This window comes from Streptomyces sp. NPDC048182, from assembly GCF_043202555.1.
Lineage (GTDB): Bacteria > Actinomycetota > Actinomycetes > Streptomycetales > Streptomycetaceae > Streptomyces.
In genome coordinates this window covers 482553-498899 of sequence record NZ_JBIDAQ010000001.1, presented here as the reverse complement: position 1 = coordinate 498899, position 16347 = coordinate 482553, and the positions used below count along the sequence as shown (strand labels likewise).

The following is a 16347-nucleotide window of genomic DNA, read 5'->3' as shown; positions in this document are numbered from 1 at the left end:
GACATGGCGGGCCCTGGCCACCGGGTACCGCACCGTTACAAAGGAATCGCGTTTCGGGACTGGCCGGTGACACCCCTAAACTGGCCCGGTGACCGAGAACGCTCAGCAGCCGCCCACAGTGCCCACGACCGATCTGCCGACCCAGTACACGCCGGCCGACGTAGAGGGGCAGCTGTACGAGCGCTGGGTGGAACGGGGTTACTTCGCCGCCGACGCGGAGTCCGACAAACCGCCGTACACCATCGTCATCCCGCCGCCGAACGTCACCGGCTCCCTCCACCTGGGCCACGCCTTCCAGCACACTCTGATGGACGCCCTCACCCGCCGCCGGCGCATGCAGGGCTACGAGGCGCTGTGGCTGCCCGGCATGGACCACGCCGGCATCGCCACCCAGAACAAGGTCGAGCAGCAGCTCGCCGAGGAGGGCCGCTCGCGGCACGACCTCGGCCGCGAGGCGTTCGTCGACCGGGTCTGGCAGTGGAAGGAGGAGTACGGCGGGAAGATCCTCGGCCAGATGCGCCGCCTCGGCGACGGCGTCGACTGGTCCCGCGAGCGCTTCACCATGGACGAGGGCCTCTCCAGGGCCGTCGGCACCATCTTCAAGCGGCTCTACGAGGACGAGCTGATCTACCGCGCCGAGCGCATCATCAACTGGTGCCCGCGCTGCCTGACCGCCATCTCCGACATCGAGGTGGAGTACCAGGAGGACGACGGCGAGCTGGTCTCCATCGCGTACGGCGAGGACGACGCCAAGCTGGTCGTCGCCACCACCCGCGCCGAGACCATGCTGGGCGACACCGCCGTCGCCGTGCACCCCGAGGACGAGCGCTACCGCCACCTGGTCGGCACCCGCATCAAGCTGCCGCTGACCGACCGGACCATCCCGGTCGTCGCCGACGAGCACGTCGACCCCGAGTTCGGCACCGGCGCCGTCAAGGTGACCCCGGCCCACGACCCGAACGACTTCGCCATCGGCCAGCGCCACGGCCTGGAGTCGATCACCGTCATGGACGAGCGGGGCGTCATCACCACGCACGGCCCCTTCGAGGGCCTGGACCGCTTCGAGGCCCGCTCGGCCGTCGTCGCCGCGCTGCGCTCGCAGGGCCGGATCGTCGCCGAGAAGCGGCCCTACGCGCACAGCGTCGGCCACTGCTCGCGCTGCGGCACGACCGTCGAGCCGCGCCTCTCCATGCAGTGGTGGGTCAAGGTCGGCCCGCTGGCCCAGGCGGCCGGCGACGCGGTCCGCGACGGGCGGGTCAGGATCCACCCCGAGGACATGTCGAAGCGGTACTTCGACTGGGTCGACAACATGAACGACTGGTGCATCTCGCGCCAGCTGTGGTGGGGTCACCGGATCCCGATCTGGTACGGCCCCGAAGGCGAGGTCGTCTGCGTCGGCCCCGACGAGCAGCCGCCGACGGGCGAGGGCTGGCACCAGGACACGGACGTCCTGGACACCTGGTTCTCCTCCGGCCTGTGGCCGTTCTCGACGCTCGGCTGGCCCGAGCAGACCCCGGACCTGGCGAAGTTCTACCCGACCGACGTCCTCCTGACCGGCCACGACATCATCTTCTTCTGGGTCGCCCGGATGATGATGTTCGGCCTCTACGCCATGGACGGCGAGGCGCCGTTCAAGACCATCGCCCTCACCGGCCTGGTCCGCGACGAGCGCGGCAAGAAGATGTCGAAGTCCTTCGGCAACGTGGTCGACCCGCTGGACTGGATGGACAAGTACGGCTCCGACGCCGTCCGCTTCACCCTCGCCCGCGGCGCCAACCCGGGCACCGACGTGCCGATCGGCGAGGACTGGGTCCAGGCGTCCCGGAACTTCGCCAACAAGATCTGGAACGCGACGCGCTTCGCGATGATGAACGGCGCGACGGTCGAGGGGCCGCTGCCCGACCCCGCCGAGATGTCCTCCACCGACCGGTGGATCCTCTCCCGCCTCGGCGAGACCGTGGCCGACGTGGACGCGTTCTACGAGGACTTCCAGTTCGCCAAGTTGTCGGACGCGCTGTACCACTTCGCGTGGGACGAGGTGTTCGACTGGTACGTCGAGCTGTCGAAGACGACGTTCGCCGCCGGCGGCCCCGCGGCGGAGGTCAGCAAGCGGGTCCTCGGCGAGGTCCTGGACGTCACCCTGCGGCTGCTCCACCCGGTGGTCCCGTTCGTCACGGAGGTCCTGTGGACCACGCTGACGGGGGGTTCGTCGGTGGTCGTCGCCCCCTGGCCGTCGGACTCCGGGTTCCGGGACACCGCCGCCGAGCGGGAGATCGAGACCGTCCAGTCCGTGGTCACGGAGGTGCGGCGGTTCCGGCACGACCAGGGGCTCCAGCCGGGGCAGCGGGTGCCGGCCCGGCTGACGGTGTCCGGGACGGCGCTCGCCCCGCACGAGGCGGCCATCCGCCAGCTGCTGCGCCTCCAGCCGGAGGGTGACGCCTTCACGGCGACGGCGACGCTTCCCGTCGCCGGGGCGGAGGTCGCGCTCGACCTCTCGGGCGCGATCGACGTCGCCGCCGAGCGCAAGCGCCTGGCCAAGGACCTCGCCGCCGCGGAGAAGGAGAAGTCCGCGGCCGAGGCCAAGCTCGGCAACGAGGCGTTCCTGGGCAAGGCCCCGGACCACGTCGTCGACAAGATCCGCACCCGCCTGGCGAAGGCCGAGGAAGACATCACCCGCCTCACCTCCCAGCTGACCCGCCTCCCGCAGGCGTAACGTCTCCCGGGCCGCTTCTGGGGGTCCCCTGCTTGAAGAGCTTGGGGGCCTTGGGGCGTGTCAGGACTGGTCCACCGACGCCGGCCGGTCCTGCGCCTCCAGGAACTTCTGGATCTCTGCCATGCTGGGCGCGTAGCCGTCGGACGTGTCCACCAGCAGGCTCGGAACCGACAGGTTGATGGGTACGAACCGATCGGGGTCGTAGACGCCGGCCTTCATGTCGGCTAGCAGTGCCCTGTCGCCATGGGCGACCCGGTGGCTGTCGTCGCGGGCGCGGTCGGTGATGCGCTCGGCGATGGTCGGTGCCGGGGTGGTGCACCGGATGATCCTCAGGTCGGCGAAGTCCATGAGCGGCACCAGCCCGGGCCGCCAGAGCCGGTCCTGGAAGGCGGCTTCGGCGACGACAGTTGTTCCCGCCCGCAGAAGCACAGCAATCGTCGCGAAGAACGCCTCCAACGCCGGGATGTTGAGCGGGTCGTCACTCTCGGCATCGTGACCGGGGAAGTTCATGACCATGCCCTGCTTGATCTCGTCGCGCAGGATCGCGGGGCAGCCCAGGTACTGGGCGAGCGCCCGCGCGAGAGTGGTCTTTCCGGTAGCCGGAGGGCCGCTGACCACGGCCAGAGTCGGGCGCAGGTGCACGGTGGGCTCCGAGGACGGTCTTCGAGGCACAGATGAGAACCTCAGGATCGAGGTTGCCGTTTGTGGAGCCGGATGGCCATGAAGCCCGGCTCACGGGTCAGTTTCTCGTATTCGATCGGGTGAAGTACTGCCATCGAGGGAACGGGCCGGTGTTCGACGAGGCGGTCGACGCTCAGTCCGGCGGCACCGAATTCGTCGAACCACGACTGAAGTGGCTGATGCCAGTAACGGTGGGTCATGCCGCTCGACCACGTCTCTTCGACATACCCGCTGGCGAAGTAGCTGCCACCACTGGCGAGCCAGTCCGCCGTGGGGTGGCTGGTGGAGACGACGATCTGCCCGCTGGGACGCAGGACGCGCGCGAGTTCCCGCAGCGCACTGACCCGGTCGGAGAGGTGGTGCAGGACCAGGGTGAGCAGCACGATGTCGAAGCTCTCGGCGTCCGCCCAGGTGAGGGGCTCGGTCAGGTCCTGCTGGCGGACGTCCGCGAGGGAGCCGAGACGCTCACCGGCGAGGCGGACCATGTCGGCGCTCTGGTCGATGCCGACGGTCCGGGCCCCGCGGGCAGCGAGCTCGGACAGATACAGGCCGGGGCCGCAACCGGCGTCCAGGATGTCGAGGCCGTTCACGTCGTCCAGGAGTTCCAGGACGGCGGGCCGGTCGTAGTGGGCGTTGTAGGCGCTGACAGCGGCCTCGCGGGCGAAGGTCTCGGCGAAGCCGTCGTACGGGGCGTCACCAGGTTGCATGCGTCACCGCCGATCGGTGAGCGAGGACCCCGCCGGTGTGTCGGGCGGGTGCGGCCGGGGGGATGGGGAGGAGCCGGTCGAGGAGGGTGCGGTCGGGGGAGCGGCGGTCGGTGAAGGTGGCGTGGAGCTGACGGACCGCGTACTCGTACGCGTGGGGCGGGACGTCCATGCCGTGGGCGATGAAGTTGTCGAGGCGCTGGTCGAAACGGCGGAACCAGTTCCGGTACTCCTCGGCGCGGTCGGTGGCGGCCGGCCAGCGGGCGTAGAGGAGGGTGCGCGCCCTGGTGAACGGGGTGGGGCTGGACTGGTAGGCGCTGTGGACGGCACCGGGGCGGGGGACTTGGTGGTAGACGCTGGTGATGGTGTCGAGGCGGGTGAAGCGGTGGTCGGCCGCGCAGAGGGCGAGAAGGAAGTCCCAGTCCTCACAGTGATGCATCGTCTCGTCGAACCGGATCGTGCTGCCGGCGGGGTTGCCGGTTACGACGGAACCGGTGTGGATCATGTTGGCGACGGAGAGGAAGGCCGGGTCGAACGCATAGTCCTTGCATGGCAGGTGCGCGCGCTCGCGGGGCAGGTCCTCGATCCAGGTGGGGCTGACGAGAGCCTGGCCGTAGACGGTGTCGGCCCGGCGGGTGCGCAGAGCGTCGGCGGAGGTCTGAAGGTGGTGGGGCAGGAAGACGTCATCGTCGTCGAGGAAGGCCACATGGTCGCCCTGCGCGACGGCGATGGCGCGGTTGCGGGCGTGGGAGACGCCGTTCGGGGTGTCGGATTCGAGGAGCCTGACGGGTATCTCGTGCCGCCAGCGGTCGATGACCGGCTCGACGGTGTGGCCGCCGTCTCGGACGACGATGACCTCGAAGCGACGGTAGGTCTGGCGGGCGACGCTGCGTAGAGCGCGGTGGAGCGGTCCGGGGCGGTCGCGGGTGGGGATGATCACACTGATCACGGGGCGCTCCGTATCGTCTGGGCGAGTTGGCAGCGGACGCGGGACCGGGTGAGGGCACGGGCGGGCCGGTCTCCGGTGCCCAGGCGGTCGGCGGCGGCGGCCGGGACGACGGAGAGGCGGTAGAACTCCGCGCGGGAGCGCGCTCCCGTGGAGCGGGTGGAGATCCGGACCTGCCACCGCTCGCGGCCGTCGCGTTCGACGACCAGGGCGCGGCCCGCCTGGGCGTCGCTGATGAGGACCGTGCCGTCGGCCAGGCGCTCACAGCCCCCGGCCATCTCGCAGAACAGGCCGGGCTCGTACTGCCAGACGACCGTCCGGGTGACCGGTTCGATCTCCAGGATGCGGGAGCGGCCGGCGCGGCGGCCGTTGTCGAAGACGAGGATCGTGCCGCCGGGCTGGGCGGAGGGCTGGTGCTGACCGGACAGCTCTCCGGGCCCCCACCACCACCGCAGGGCACGCGCTCGCAGGTCGAGGACGGCGATGAGATCGAGATCGCGGAGCGAGACCAGGACGTCTCCGGCTGCCCACAGTCCGGCCGGATGGGCGTGGTTGAGGATCTCGAGGGTGTTGGTGTGCAGGATGTCGCTGGGTGAGCCGGGTCGGGAACGCAGCAGGCGGGAGATGTCGCGGCCGCGCCGCCAGCCGTTCGTGCCTTCCAGCCGCGGGGCGAGGACGGCGGGTTCTGCGGTCCGGCCGGCGTCGCGGTGCTGGTCGATCGCGCTCGTGATCAGCGTGGTCAGGTCCGGGTCGGTGGTCAGGATCTCGTACAGGGAGTGCGCGTCGCGCAGTCGGCCGTCGGGGTTCAGCACGGTGACGGAGTTGTCGAGCAGGACGTGGGAGCCGCTGGTGCAGGGGACGGGGCGGGGCTCTTCGGTGAGGACGTAGATCTCGCCGTGGAGGCCGAGGGCGAGATCGTGGTGGGCGGGGAGGTCGGCGCGCCAGGTGAGGGTGGAGTCCGGGGCGAGCTTGAGCAGGGTGTGCAGCGGCACGATGGCGAACAGGGAGCCGTCCGGTGCGACTTCCACGTGGTTCCAGCCGCGTAGGTAGGAGGGCGGGCTGGTCTCGATGGCGGGCTGGCCGACGGGGCTGGACCAGGCGTGGACGATCCGAGCGCGGTCGTCGATGACGGCCGCGAACGGCTGCGGGTAGGAGGCGGAGGGCGAGAACACGAACAGGCCGTGGCCGAGGGACATGGGTGTCGGTCTCCTTCGGAGGAGCCTCCGGGTCGGGCCCGGGCGGCGGCCGGGGTTCAGTACGGCAGGGGCGCGGTGAACTCGCGGCGGACGGCGTCGGCGAGTTGCTCGGCGACTCGGTCGGCGACCCGCTTGCCGAGCTCCGGGCCGGCGTGGGCGGCGGTGTAGACGATGCCGGTGCTCGTGGTGGTGTCGGCCGGCTGCGGGTACAGGTGGTAGCCGATCCTGCGTGGCTGCTCGGCGCCGCCGTCGGCGGGCAGCCGGTCGAAACGGACGGCGTGCGGACTGATGTACATGACGAGGCTGGACTCGACCATCCCGGCGTGGTGGTCGTCCGCGCGGGCGGTGCCGGTCTCGTCGGCGAGGGCGTCGCGGAGGTCCTCGCCCACCACGTCCCACCAGTTCACGATCATCACCCGTGCCGCGGGGACGTGTTCGATCAGATGGCGGGCGGCCTCGCACAGGAACGCGATGTTGTCGATCGCCGAGTTCAGCAGGATCAGTCGCCGGTAGCCGTCGCGGGTCAGGGCGGTGAGGATGTCGGTGGCCAGGGCGGTGAAGGTGGCGCCGCTGATGCTGATGACGCCGGGGAAGGCGCCGCCGAGGCGCTGGCCGGGGGTGGCCACGCCGTAGCCGAGGGCCGGGGCGACGTGCCCGTCGACCGAGGCCGCCAGGCGGTGGGCGAAGTGGTCGCTGATCATGGTGTCGGAGCCGAGCGGGAGGTGCGGGCCGTGAGGTTCCAGCGCGCCGACGGGGATGATGACGTGGGTGCCGGGGCCCGGGTTGAGATCGGGCCAGGTCATGTCGCCGATGAGCACGAGAGCTCTCCCTTTCCGGGGGCGGAAGCGGGTGGGGTCAAGCGTCGGTCCAGCCGAGGCTGGGGACCGTGGCCGGCCGCAGGGGGCCGGCGATCTGCAGGTTGAGGAAGTCCTCCTTGTTGCCGCACCCGCCCCGGGCCGCGCACGGCGCCCACGGCTGGGGGCGCAGCGGGAGGTCGAAGCCGGGCTCCAGAACACTGCCCAGCGGGGGCTGCTCCTGCGAGGAGTAGTTCGAGCAGCGGTAGGCCCGGCCGTGGATGTCGATGAACGCCGTGTCGTGGCCGGCGCGGCAGAGCATGCCCCGGCAGGAGGTGAGTCCGACCAGGGCTGCCTCGGCCAGCGCCCGGTTCCCGCCGAGAGCGGTCAGTGTGTCCAGGGCATCGGAGTTCGCGAGGACCGGGACGGCGGCGGACGGGTCCGCCGGGGTGCTGTTCGCAGTCGGGTCGTAGCCGAGGTCGACGTTGAAGCGCAGGTGGGCGGCGAGGGCGGCGTCCCGGGCGCGGGCGACGGCGTCGGCGTTGGTCTCGAACAGCAGGGTGTTGACGACGACGAAGCAGCCGTAGCGCTCCTGGGCGAAGACCGCGGCCTTGATGAACCGCTCCAGATCGACCTGTCCGTCGTGCCAGGTCAGCCACAGCGACAGCTTGCCGAGGTTCGCGTCCGCTTCGAGCCTGGGCAGCCGCCTCGGCAGCAGGAGCGCGTTGGAGAGCAACTCGACGTACTCGACGCTGCTCCGGAGGGTCAGCCAGGCCGCCTTCTTCAGGAAGAAGGTGCTCGCAAACGGCTCGCCGAGAGTGCCCAGGCGGACCCTCACCGGGTAGGGGCGGGTTCCGATCCAGGTCACGACCTGCTCGTACACCGCGCGGTCCTCGGGGTTCTTCCAGTCGTGGCGGTTGCTCCTGGCCCAGTCGCCGATGGACACGCAGTAGTCGCAGGACAGGTTGCACAGCCGCTGGCCGGCCACGTACCAGATGCGTACGGGCGTCTTCATGAGGATTCGCCTCCTATCCGAAGGTCGCGATCGGGCGGAAGTCCCGGCCTGGGAAGTCGGGCAGTTGGTTGTGGCAGCGCCGGCACAGGAAGTCGGCTGGGGCCCCGTCGACGCCGAAGACCCTCCGGCGCAGTGCGACCGCCCGCTCGCCGGCCATCAGCTCGTCGATCGAGCCGTCCCGGACGTGGGCGAAGATCTCGCGCTGGTAGTAGTCGTTGCAGCAGAGGAACAGATCACCGGCCACTGAGATGTTGACGTGCTGCACCGGCCAGCCGCAGCCGGTCAGCCGCCCCTGAACGTAGACGTCCTGGGCGTACTCGCCGCCCAGCTCACCGGCCCGGTCGCAGGTCAGGCTCGGATACACCTCGGCGCCCAGCGGCGTGAAGTGTCGCTTCACGCCCTCCAGATTCCGCTCCAAGCGCGCGCCGACCCCGTTGACGACGACCTGCATCGGCAGGCCGGCCGCCAGGGCCGCCTCCGTGTTGCCCATCGTGTGCCGGAAGTGCCGCGAGCCGGTGAGGAGGGCGAACTCGGTCTCGTCGGCGGAGGGGATGTTGATGATCAGGTGCTTGAGCACCCCGGTCCGCTGGAGCGCGGCGATCTTGTCTGCGGTCAGCGCGGAGGCATTCGAGTACAGGGCCAACGGCATCCCCAGCGCCGCCAAGACCTCCAGACGCCGCACGAAGTGCCGGTCGAGGGTGGGCTCGTTGAAGAACTGGAACGTCACGTACTGGGCGCCGGCCGCGGCGAGCTTGCCGATGATCTCCTCGAACAGGGGCATCGGCATCGTGCGGCGCGGCTTGGGGTCCGTAGCGACCGGGCAGAAGACGCAGCCCCAGTTGCAGTGTGCGGTCACCTCGATCTCACCGGAGACGATCCGGTGCTCCCGGCACAGGCGGGCGGGATCCTGCAGCCACCCCCGGCCAACCGCCGCGGAGACGCGGCCGGCTCCGAAGCGGGCCACGAGCTCGCTCGTGGCGCGCGGGGCGGGGGCGGCGTGGCGCAGGAGGCCGAGGACCTCGGCGTCGTCCTGCCACACGATCGTCCGGTCCAGTCCCACGATCCCGAACACCGCCGCCGGCGGGGGCAGCGGTCCGGCGGGTGCCTCGGGACCGGAGGTGTCGGTCAGGTACACCAAGCCCGGGTCGGCGCCGGGCCGGACTCCGGAGAGATACGGACAGGTCTGCAGCATCGACTCCGGATCACATCCGGCACGACAGCCGGCCTCGGCAATTGCCAGAGGCGTCGGTCGGGCGGCCGGGGAACGTGACATGACGGATTCTCCCTTCGCAGCATTCGGGAACGGAGCGGGGTGACGGGCCGCACGCGGCCTGGGCCGGCCGAGGCATGGCCGCTCGGAGGATCGAGCTTCGAGCATCCGCGCCTCGGGCGCGATGGTCTGGTGGGGGTCCTGCCGGGGGTCCCCCTCCCCGAATGCCTCCCCGGCGGCCACGGACGGTGCTTGACTGACTACGTGACCGAGTGCACTCACCCGCTGGCCCATCAGCGCGCTTCCCGGAGCCTGACCCGGGTCGACCTCGCGAAGCTCATCTGCGCGGCGGCCGAGCGGCGCGGCCTGCGCTCGGGCACCGACAAGCACCGGGTCCGCAAGTGGGAAGTCCTCGCGGTCACCCCGGAGGCCGAGACGCAGATCTACATCGCGGAGGCGCTGGAGGTTCCGCTCGACCTGGTCGACCCGGTTTCCTGGCCGCACTGGCTGCCCGCCGGAGACGGGGGCGTCGTGCCTCTCGGACCGTCCAGCACCGTCATCGCACTGCGAGAGGCCCTCAGCACCGCCATGGAACCCCTGGAACGACGCACCCTCCTCACCATCTCCGGGACCGCCCTCACCGCGCTCGCGACGGTTTGGGCGACCGGGCCCGAAGGCTCGCTCGCGGCGCGAGCGGGGAGAGAGAAGCTGGTCGGCGAGGACACGGTTTCCGTCCTGGAGGACATCAGCCGACAGCTCAACAGTCTGGCCACTGAGCAGCGTCAGCACGTCTCCGCCCTGCTGGACGCCCACCTGTGGACTGTCACCGACCTCATCGACGGCAGCCGCTACGACAAGGCCACCGGACTGCGCCTCCACACCCTGGCCGCCTCCCTCGCGCAGACCGTGGCGTGGCACCGCTTCGACCACGGGCGACACACCGCCGCCGGCAAACTCTGGATCGCCGGCCTGCACAGCGCGCACGCGACCGGCGACCCCGATCTCGGAGCCGCCATGCTCGGCGACCTTGCCTACCAGGCTGCCTGGCGCCAGGACCACGCCACCGCGGCCGGGATCCTCCGGCAGGCCCTCAAGCGCGCCCAGCACCCCGCGGCCCGTTCTCTCCTCCACCTCCGCCTGGCCCGGACCCTCGCTGCGCAACAGGACAAGCAGCCCGCCCTTCGGGCCCTTGAAGCGGCCGAGCACCACTTCGGCGCCTCGTCCGGCCGGCCACTGCCGGCCTGGTGCTCCTGGATGTCCGAAGCCGACCTCGCGGTCGACTCCGGGCAAGCCCTCCTCGACCTCGGGGACGCTCGCCGCGCCCACCAGCTCATCACCGAAGGCCAAGGCCTCCTGCCCGACTCCCGCGCCAAGACCCGCGGCGTCTTCCTGGCCTATGAGGCGGCCAGCCACCTCCAGCTCAAGGAGCCCGAGCTCGCCGCCCGCGCAGCGGAAGAAGCGCTCGCCCTCTCCCGTCGCATCGGTGCTCCGCGCTGCGAACGGCTCGTCCAGGAGCTCGTTCCGGGCTTCCACCCTTACCGTGCTGCTCGCGGCGTCTCCGACTTCCTGGCCCTCGCCGCGGCCTGAAGCCACGATGGCGCGGCCCGGCGGGGCGGTACGGCTGCCCACGGCTACGCGGGTGGGAGTGGGGCGGCTGGGCTCCGTAGACTGGCCTCGTGAGTGAGCAGCCCCCGTTTGATGAGAACGAGTCGGATGACGCGCTCGGCGCGTTCGAGGACATCGTCGCCGCTGAGACCGAGCGGGATCCCGATCTCGCCGTCATCGAGGCCGGCAGCCGGACGCTGAGGACCCAGGGCGGGCCGCCCGAGGCCGACATCCCGGCCCGCCCCGAGGACCCCGAGGTCGACAAGGCGCTGCGCGAGGTCGAGGCCGATCTCGCCGGCCGCTGGGGCGAGACCAAGCTGGAGCCCTCCGTCGCCCGCATCGCCGCCCTGATGGACGTGCTGGGGGAGCCCCAGCGCTCGTACCCCTCGATCCACATCACCGGCACCAACGGCAAGACCTCCACCGCCCGCATGATCGAGGCCCTCCTCGGCGCCTTCGAGCTGCGCACCGGCCGCTACACCTCCCCCCACGTGCAGTCGATCACCGAGCGCATCAGCCTCGACGGCGCGCCCATCTCGGCGGAGCGGTTCGTGGAGACGTACCAGGACGTCAAGCCGTACGTCGAGATGGTGGACGCCCAGCAGGAGTACCGCCTCAGCTTCTTCGAGGTGCTGACCGGCATGGCGTACGCCGCCTTCGCCGACGCACCCGTGGACGTGGCCGTGGTGGAGGTCGGGATGGGCGGGTCCTGGGACGCGACCAACGTCATCGACGGGGACGTCGCCGTCGTCACCCCCATCGACCTCGACCACACCGACCGCCTCGGCTCCACCACCGGCGAGATCGCCACGGAGAAGGCCGGCATCGTCAAGCAGGACGCCACCGTGATCCTGGCCCAGCAGCCGGTGGACGCGGCGCAGGTGCTGCTGAAGAAGGCCGTGGACGTGAACGCGACTGTGGCAAGGGAGGGGCTGGAGTTCGGCGTCGTCGCCCGGCAGGTGGCCGTCGGCGGGCAGCTGGTCACACTGCGCGGCCTCGGCGGCGAGTACCCCGAGGTCTACCTCCCCCTGCACGGCGCCCACCAGGCGCACAACGCGGCCGTCGCGCTGGCCGCCGTGGAGGCGTTCTTCGGCGTCGGCGCGCAGCGCCCCGACCCGCTGGACGTCGACACCGTGCGCAAGGCGTTCGCGGCCGTCGCCTCGCCGGGCCGCCTGGAGGTGGTCCGGCGCTCGCCGACCGTCGTGCTCGACGCCGCGCACAACCCGGCGGGCGCCCGCGCGGCGGCGGCGGCGGTCGGGGAGGCGTTCCAGTTCAGCCGGCTGATCGGCGTGGTGGGGGCGAGCGGCGACAAGAACGTGCGGGGGCTGCTCGAAGCCTTCGAGCCCGTCTTCGCCGAGGTCGTCGTCACCCAGAACTCCAGCCACCGCGCGATGGACGCCGACGAGCTGGCCGCCGTCGCCGTGGAGGTGTTCGGCGAGGACCGCGTCCAGGTCGAGCCGCGGCTGCCGGACGCCCTGGAGGCGGCGATCACGCTGGCCGAGGAGGAGGGCGAGTTCTCCGGCGGCGGCGTGCTCGTCACCGGTTCCGTCATCACCGTCGGCGAGGCCCGACTGCTACTGGGGAGGGGCTGACCGCCCGTGCGCGTGCTCTGTTCTTCGACGCTGATCGGCGAGCTGTTCGTGATCGGCTTCGCCGGTCTGGTCGCCATGAAGGACCCCGACCTGTCCATGGCGACGGTGTGGACCGTCAGCGGCGTCGCGATGTTCCTGTGCGTGGTGCTGTGCGGCACGCTGACCCGGCCGGGCGGCGTCGCCCTCGGCTGGGCGCTCCAGCTGGGGCTGATCGCGGCCGGCTTCGCGGTGCCGGCCATGTTCTTCCTCGGGGTGGCCTTCGCGGTCCTGTGGTGGGCGTCCGTGCACTACGGCCGGAAGGTGGACGAGGCGAAGGCCCGGTTCGCGGCGCAGGCGGAGGCGGCCTCCCCCTCCACACCTGACGCTGCGTGACAGCCGCCGCGACACGCCCGGTAACCTCAGCCACACCTCGTACGCGAACCGCACCCTAGGAGCCCCGCCGTGACCCAGCGCACCCTCGTCCTGCTCAAGCCCGACGCCGTCCGTCGCGGCCTGACCGGCGAGATCATCAGCCGCATCGAGCGCAAGGCCGGCTGGCAGATCACCGCGCTGGAGCTGCGCACCCTGGACGGCGACACGCTGGAGCAGCACTACGGCGAGCACAAGGGCAAGCCCTTCTACGAGCCCCTCGTCGCCTTCATGGCCTCAGGCCCCGTCGTCGCCCTGGTCGTCGAGGGCGAGCGGGTCATCGAGGGCGTGCGCGCCCTGGCCGGGCCGACCGACCCGATCGCCGCCGCGCCCGGCTCCATCCGTGGAGACTTCGGGGTGATCGTGCGGGAGAACCTCATCCACGCCTCCGACTCCGAGGAGTCCGCCGAGCGCGAGCTGAAGATCTTCTTCCCCGGCCGTCCCTGAACCGCTGGCATATGCGAACCTGTTCGGGGGAACGGATCCCACCGTTGGCCCGTCTCCGGAAGCGAGGCGGTGCGCCATCTGCTGACAATGGCGAAGACCCTCGCGCAGTGTTCGCGAAAGCGCGTCTACGATGGAAGCCTCCACGCGTCACTGCACCCACCTCGCCTACCTGAAAAGCCCTCAAAAGCTCCTGGGAAGGCCAGTCGAATCCTGATGGGGAACACAATGTCGTTCATCGGCCGTGACATGGCTGTCGACCTCGGGACCGCCAACACGCTGGTGTACGTCAGGGGTCGCGGGATCGTACTCAACGAGCCGTCCGTCGTCGCGATCAACACCAACACCGGTGGCATCCTCGCGGTCGGCGCCGAAGCGAAGAAGATGATCGGGCGCACGCCCGGCAACATCGTTGCCGTGCGTCCGCTGAAGGACGGCGTGATCGCCGACTTCGAGATCACCGAGCGGATGCTCCGCTACTTCATCCTGAAGATCCACAAGCGGCGGTATCTGGCTCGGCCGCGGGTCGTCGTCTGTGTGCCCTCGGGCATCACCGGCGTCGAGCGCCGCGCCGTCATCGAGGCGTCGTCCCAGGCCGGCGCCCGGCAGGTGCACATCATCGAGGAGCCCATGGCCGCGGCCATCGGCTCCGGCCTGCCGGTCCACGAGGCCACGGGCAACATGGTGGTCGACATCGGCGGCGGCACCACGGAGGTCGCGGTCATCTCGCTCGGCGGCATCGTCACCGCCCAGTCGATCCGCACCGCGGGTGACGAGCTGGACAACGCGATCATCCAGCACGTGAAGAAGGAGTACAGCCTTCTGCTGGGTGAGCGCACGGCCGAACAGATCAAGATCACGATCGGTTCGGCGTACGACCTCGACTCCGACGAGCACACCGAAATCCGCGGCCGGGACCTGGTGTCCGGGCTGCCCAAGACCGTCGTCATCTCGGCCGCCGAAGTGCGCAAGGCGATCGAGGAGCCCGTCAACGCCATCGTGGACGCCGTCAAGACGACCCTCGACAAGTGCCCGCCGGAGCTGTCCGGCGACATCATGGACCGGGGCATCGTGCTCACCGGCGGCGGCGCGCTGCTGCGCGGCCTGGACGAGCGGCTGCGCCGGGAGACCGGCATGCCGATCCACATCGCCGAGGACCCGCTGGACAGCGTGGCGCTCGGCTCCGGCAAGTGCGTGGAGGAGTTCGAGGCGCTCCAGCAGGTCCTGGACGCCCAGCCGCGCAGGTGACGGACACGCCGATTCCGCCGTACGAGACGCACTCCTCTCGTGCGGCGGATCGTTGATATTCATGAATACCGCAACGCCCGCTAGGCCCGTAACGCCCGTAACGTAATTCCCGAATTCCGACGAGGAAGGCACGGCCGCCGCACGTGAGGGACACGAAAGAGAGCCGGCTGCTCCTGGTGCTGCTGATCGCGGTCGCGTTCGCGCTGATCACGGTGGACATCCGCGGCGGGGAGGACTCACCGGTCGACGGTGCCCGGCAGGCCGCGGCGACGGTGTTCGGCCCGATCGAGAACGGGGTGTCCGCCGCGGTCGACCCCGTCGGCAACGCGGTGGCGGCGGTCCGCGACTCCGGTGACCGGCACGACCGGCTCGCCGAGCTGCAGACGCAGAACGCGGAGCTGAAGGCGAAGCTCGGCAGCGACGCGCGCGGGCGCAGCCGGCTGAAGCAGTTCGACAAGATGCTCGGCCTGGCCGGCGCCGGCCAGTACGGGATCAAGGGCGCCCAGGTCATCGCGATAGGAGCGGCCCAGGGCTTCTCCTGGACCATCACCATCGACGCCGGCGCCAAGGACGGCGTCCAGCGCGACATGACCGTCCTCAACGGCGACGGCCTGGTGGGCCGGGTGACCACCGTCGGCCCCGACACCGCCACCGTGCTGCTCGCCAGCGACCCCGACTTCACCGTCGGCGCCCGCATGGAGTCCGGCGACGAACTCGGCTTCGCCTCCGGGCAGGGCGACGGCCCGCTGCGCGTCGAACTGCTCAACGGCAAGGCCGACGTGAAGAACGGCGACCGCCTGGTCACCTTCGGCTCGCAGGCCGACAAGCCCTTCGTGCCCGGCGTCCCGGTCGGCACCGTCAGCCGCGTCGTCCCCTCCGGGGGCGACCTGACCCGCACCCTGTACGTCACGCCGTTCGTCGGCTTCACCAAGCTGGACGTCGTCGGCGTGGTCGTCCAGGCGCCCGCCAAGGACCCGCGGGACACGGTGCTGCCCGAGAAGCCGCAGCCCAAGCCCCGGCCGACCGTCACCGTGACCGTGACGCCGTCCGCCGGGGAGCCCGAGGCGCCCGAAGACGGCCAGCCGCAGCCCGAGCAGTAGGAGCGAGAAGTCCCCATGCGCGTCAACCGGATCCTGCTCTCCGTCGCCCTGGTGGTCGTCGCCCTGGTCGTCCAGGTCAGCGTCCTCGCCCGGCTCCACCTGCCCGGCGCCGTGCCCGACCTGACCCTGCTCGTCGTCCTCGGCCTCGCCCTGGCCTACGGCCACGTCGGCGGCGCCCTCGTCGGCTTCGGCGCCGGCCTGCTCGCCGACCTGGCCCCGCCCGCCGACCACGCCGCCGGGCGCTACGCCCTGGTGCTCTGCGTCGTCGGCTACCTCGCCGGCCTGGTCAAGCCGGACAACGGGCGGATCAGATCCGCGACCGGGCCGATGGTCGTGGTCGTCGCCGCCGCGCTCGGCACCACCCTGCTCTACGCCGGCGTCGGCGCCCTGGTCGGCGACACCGCCGCCCGCCATGTCGGCCTGCCCGGGCTGCTGTTCACGGCCGCCCTGTACGACCTGCTGCTCGCCCCGTTCGTCGTGCCCGGCGTCATGGCGCTGGCCCGCCGGGCGGAGAACGACCCGCTGGCCGACACCGGCTCCGGCGCGCAGAGCGCCGACATCGCCTCCGGCTACCTCTCCGGCGGCACCGGCCTGCGCATCGGCGGCCAGCGGAGCGGGCTCCGGGTGAAGGCGGCCAAGGCCCGGGTGGCCAGGGCCGGACGCATCAAGGGGGTCAAGCGGCTGTGACCGG

15 protein-coding genes are annotated in these 16347 nt (G+C 71.1%); 8 read left to right on the top strand and 7 right to left on the bottom strand.

The annotated features are described in order from the left end of the window. Positions 1 to 88 precede the first annotated feature (88 nt). Positions 89 to 2713 (top strand): valine--tRNA ligase, encoded by a 2625-nt coding sequence (locus tag ACGFZL_RS02375; protein ID WP_393688439.1) that lies wholly within the window; start codon positions 89 to 91, stop codon positions 2711 to 2713. Between the two features lie 60 nt (positions 2714 to 2773). On the opposite strand, the gene ACGFZL_RS02370 is transcribed toward ACGFZL_RS02375, so the two are convergent. Genes ACGFZL_RS02370 through ACGFZL_RS02340 form a run of 7 tightly spaced genes read right to left on the bottom strand, consistent with a single transcriptional unit; the run spans position 2774 to position 9241 of the window. Further along, positions 2774 to 3355: an AAA family ATPase gene (locus ACGFZL_RS02370; RefSeq protein ID WP_393688437.1), complete on the bottom strand. Its 582-nt coding sequence runs from the start codon at positions 3353 to 3355 to the stop codon at positions 2774 to 2776. Positions 3356 to 3396: 41 nt separating this feature from the next. Next, entirely contained in the window at positions 3397 to 4101 is a 705-nt protein-coding gene (locus ACGFZL_RS02365) for a class I SAM-dependent methyltransferase (protein WP_393688435.1), read from the bottom strand. After that, entirely contained in the window at positions 4088 to 5047 is a 960-nt protein-coding gene (locus ACGFZL_RS02360) for a glycosyltransferase family 2 protein (protein ID WP_393688433.1), read from the bottom strand. The genes ACGFZL_RS02365 and ACGFZL_RS02360 overlap by 14 nt, the downstream gene beginning before the upstream one ends. Next, positions 5044 to 6240, bottom strand: a complete 1197-nt coding sequence (locus ACGFZL_RS02355; protein ID WP_393688431.1) for an arylsulfotransferase family protein — start codon at positions 6238 to 6240, stop codon at positions 5044 to 5046. The genes ACGFZL_RS02360 and ACGFZL_RS02355 overlap by 4 nt, the downstream gene beginning before the upstream one ends. A 56-nt stretch (positions 6241 to 6296) precedes the next feature. After that, complete coding sequence (locus tag ACGFZL_RS02350) at positions 6297 to 7058, bottom strand: creatininase family protein (RefSeq protein WP_393688429.1); 762 nt, start codon at positions 7056 to 7058, stop codon at positions 6297 to 6299. Between the two features lie 37 nt (positions 7059 to 7095). Next, complete coding sequence (locus ACGFZL_RS02345; RefSeq protein ID WP_393688427.1) at positions 7096 to 8049, bottom strand: hypothetical protein; 954 nt, start codon at positions 8047 to 8049, stop codon at positions 7096 to 7098. Between the two features lie 13 nt (positions 8050 to 8062). Continuing rightward, on the bottom strand, positions 8063 to 9241 hold the full coding sequence (locus tag ACGFZL_RS02340) for a radical SAM/SPASM domain-containing protein (protein ID WP_393688425.1): 1179 nt from the start codon (positions 9239 to 9241) through the stop codon (positions 8063 to 8065). Positions 9242 to 9523: 282 nt separating this feature from the next. Here ACGFZL_RS02340 and ACGFZL_RS02335 point away from each other — a divergent pair, with 282 nt between their 5' ends. From ACGFZL_RS02335 to mreD, 7 genes are all read left to right on the top strand, one after another. Further along, a complete protein-coding gene (locus ACGFZL_RS02335) occupies positions 9524 to 10846 on the top strand; it encodes an XRE family transcriptional regulator (RefSeq protein ID WP_393688423.1) in 1323 nt (440 codons plus the stop codon). An 89-nt stretch (positions 10847 to 10935) separates the two neighbouring features. After that, complete coding sequence (locus ACGFZL_RS02330; RefSeq protein ID WP_355165979.1) at positions 10936 to 12456, top strand: folylpolyglutamate synthase/dihydrofolate synthase family protein; 1521 nt, start codon at positions 10936 to 10938, stop codon at positions 12454 to 12456. 6 nt (positions 12457 to 12462) lie between these two features. Next, a complete protein-coding gene (locus ACGFZL_RS02325) occupies positions 12463 to 12828 on the top strand; it encodes a DUF4233 domain-containing protein (protein WP_355165981.1) in 366 nt (121 codons plus the stop codon). A gap of 69 nt (positions 12829 to 12897) precedes the next feature. Further along, the gene (gene ndk, locus ACGFZL_RS02320) at positions 12898 to 13311 is read left to right on the top strand and encodes a nucleoside-diphosphate kinase (protein ID WP_355165983.1); all 414 of its coding nucleotides are present in this window, start codon (positions 12898 to 12900) and stop codon (positions 13309 to 13311) included. A gap of 225 nt (positions 13312 to 13536) precedes the next feature. Further along, positions 13537 to 14556, top strand: coding sequence for a rod shape-determining protein (locus ACGFZL_RS02315; RefSeq protein WP_355165985.1), 1020 nt, complete (start codon positions 13537 to 13539; stop codon positions 14554 to 14556). Between the two features lie 143 nt (positions 14557 to 14699). After that, complete coding sequence (mreC, locus tag ACGFZL_RS02310) at positions 14700 to 15656, top strand: rod shape-determining protein MreC (RefSeq protein WP_393688419.1); 957 nt, start codon at positions 14700 to 14702, stop codon at positions 15654 to 15656. Positions 15657 to 15671: 15 nt separating this feature from the next. After that, positions 15672 to 16343: a rod shape-determining protein MreD gene (mreD, locus tag ACGFZL_RS02305; protein ID WP_355165989.1), complete on the top strand. Its 672-nt coding sequence runs from the start codon at positions 15672 to 15674 to the stop codon at positions 16341 to 16343. The last annotated feature ends 4 nt before the right edge of the window (positions 16344 to 16347 follow it).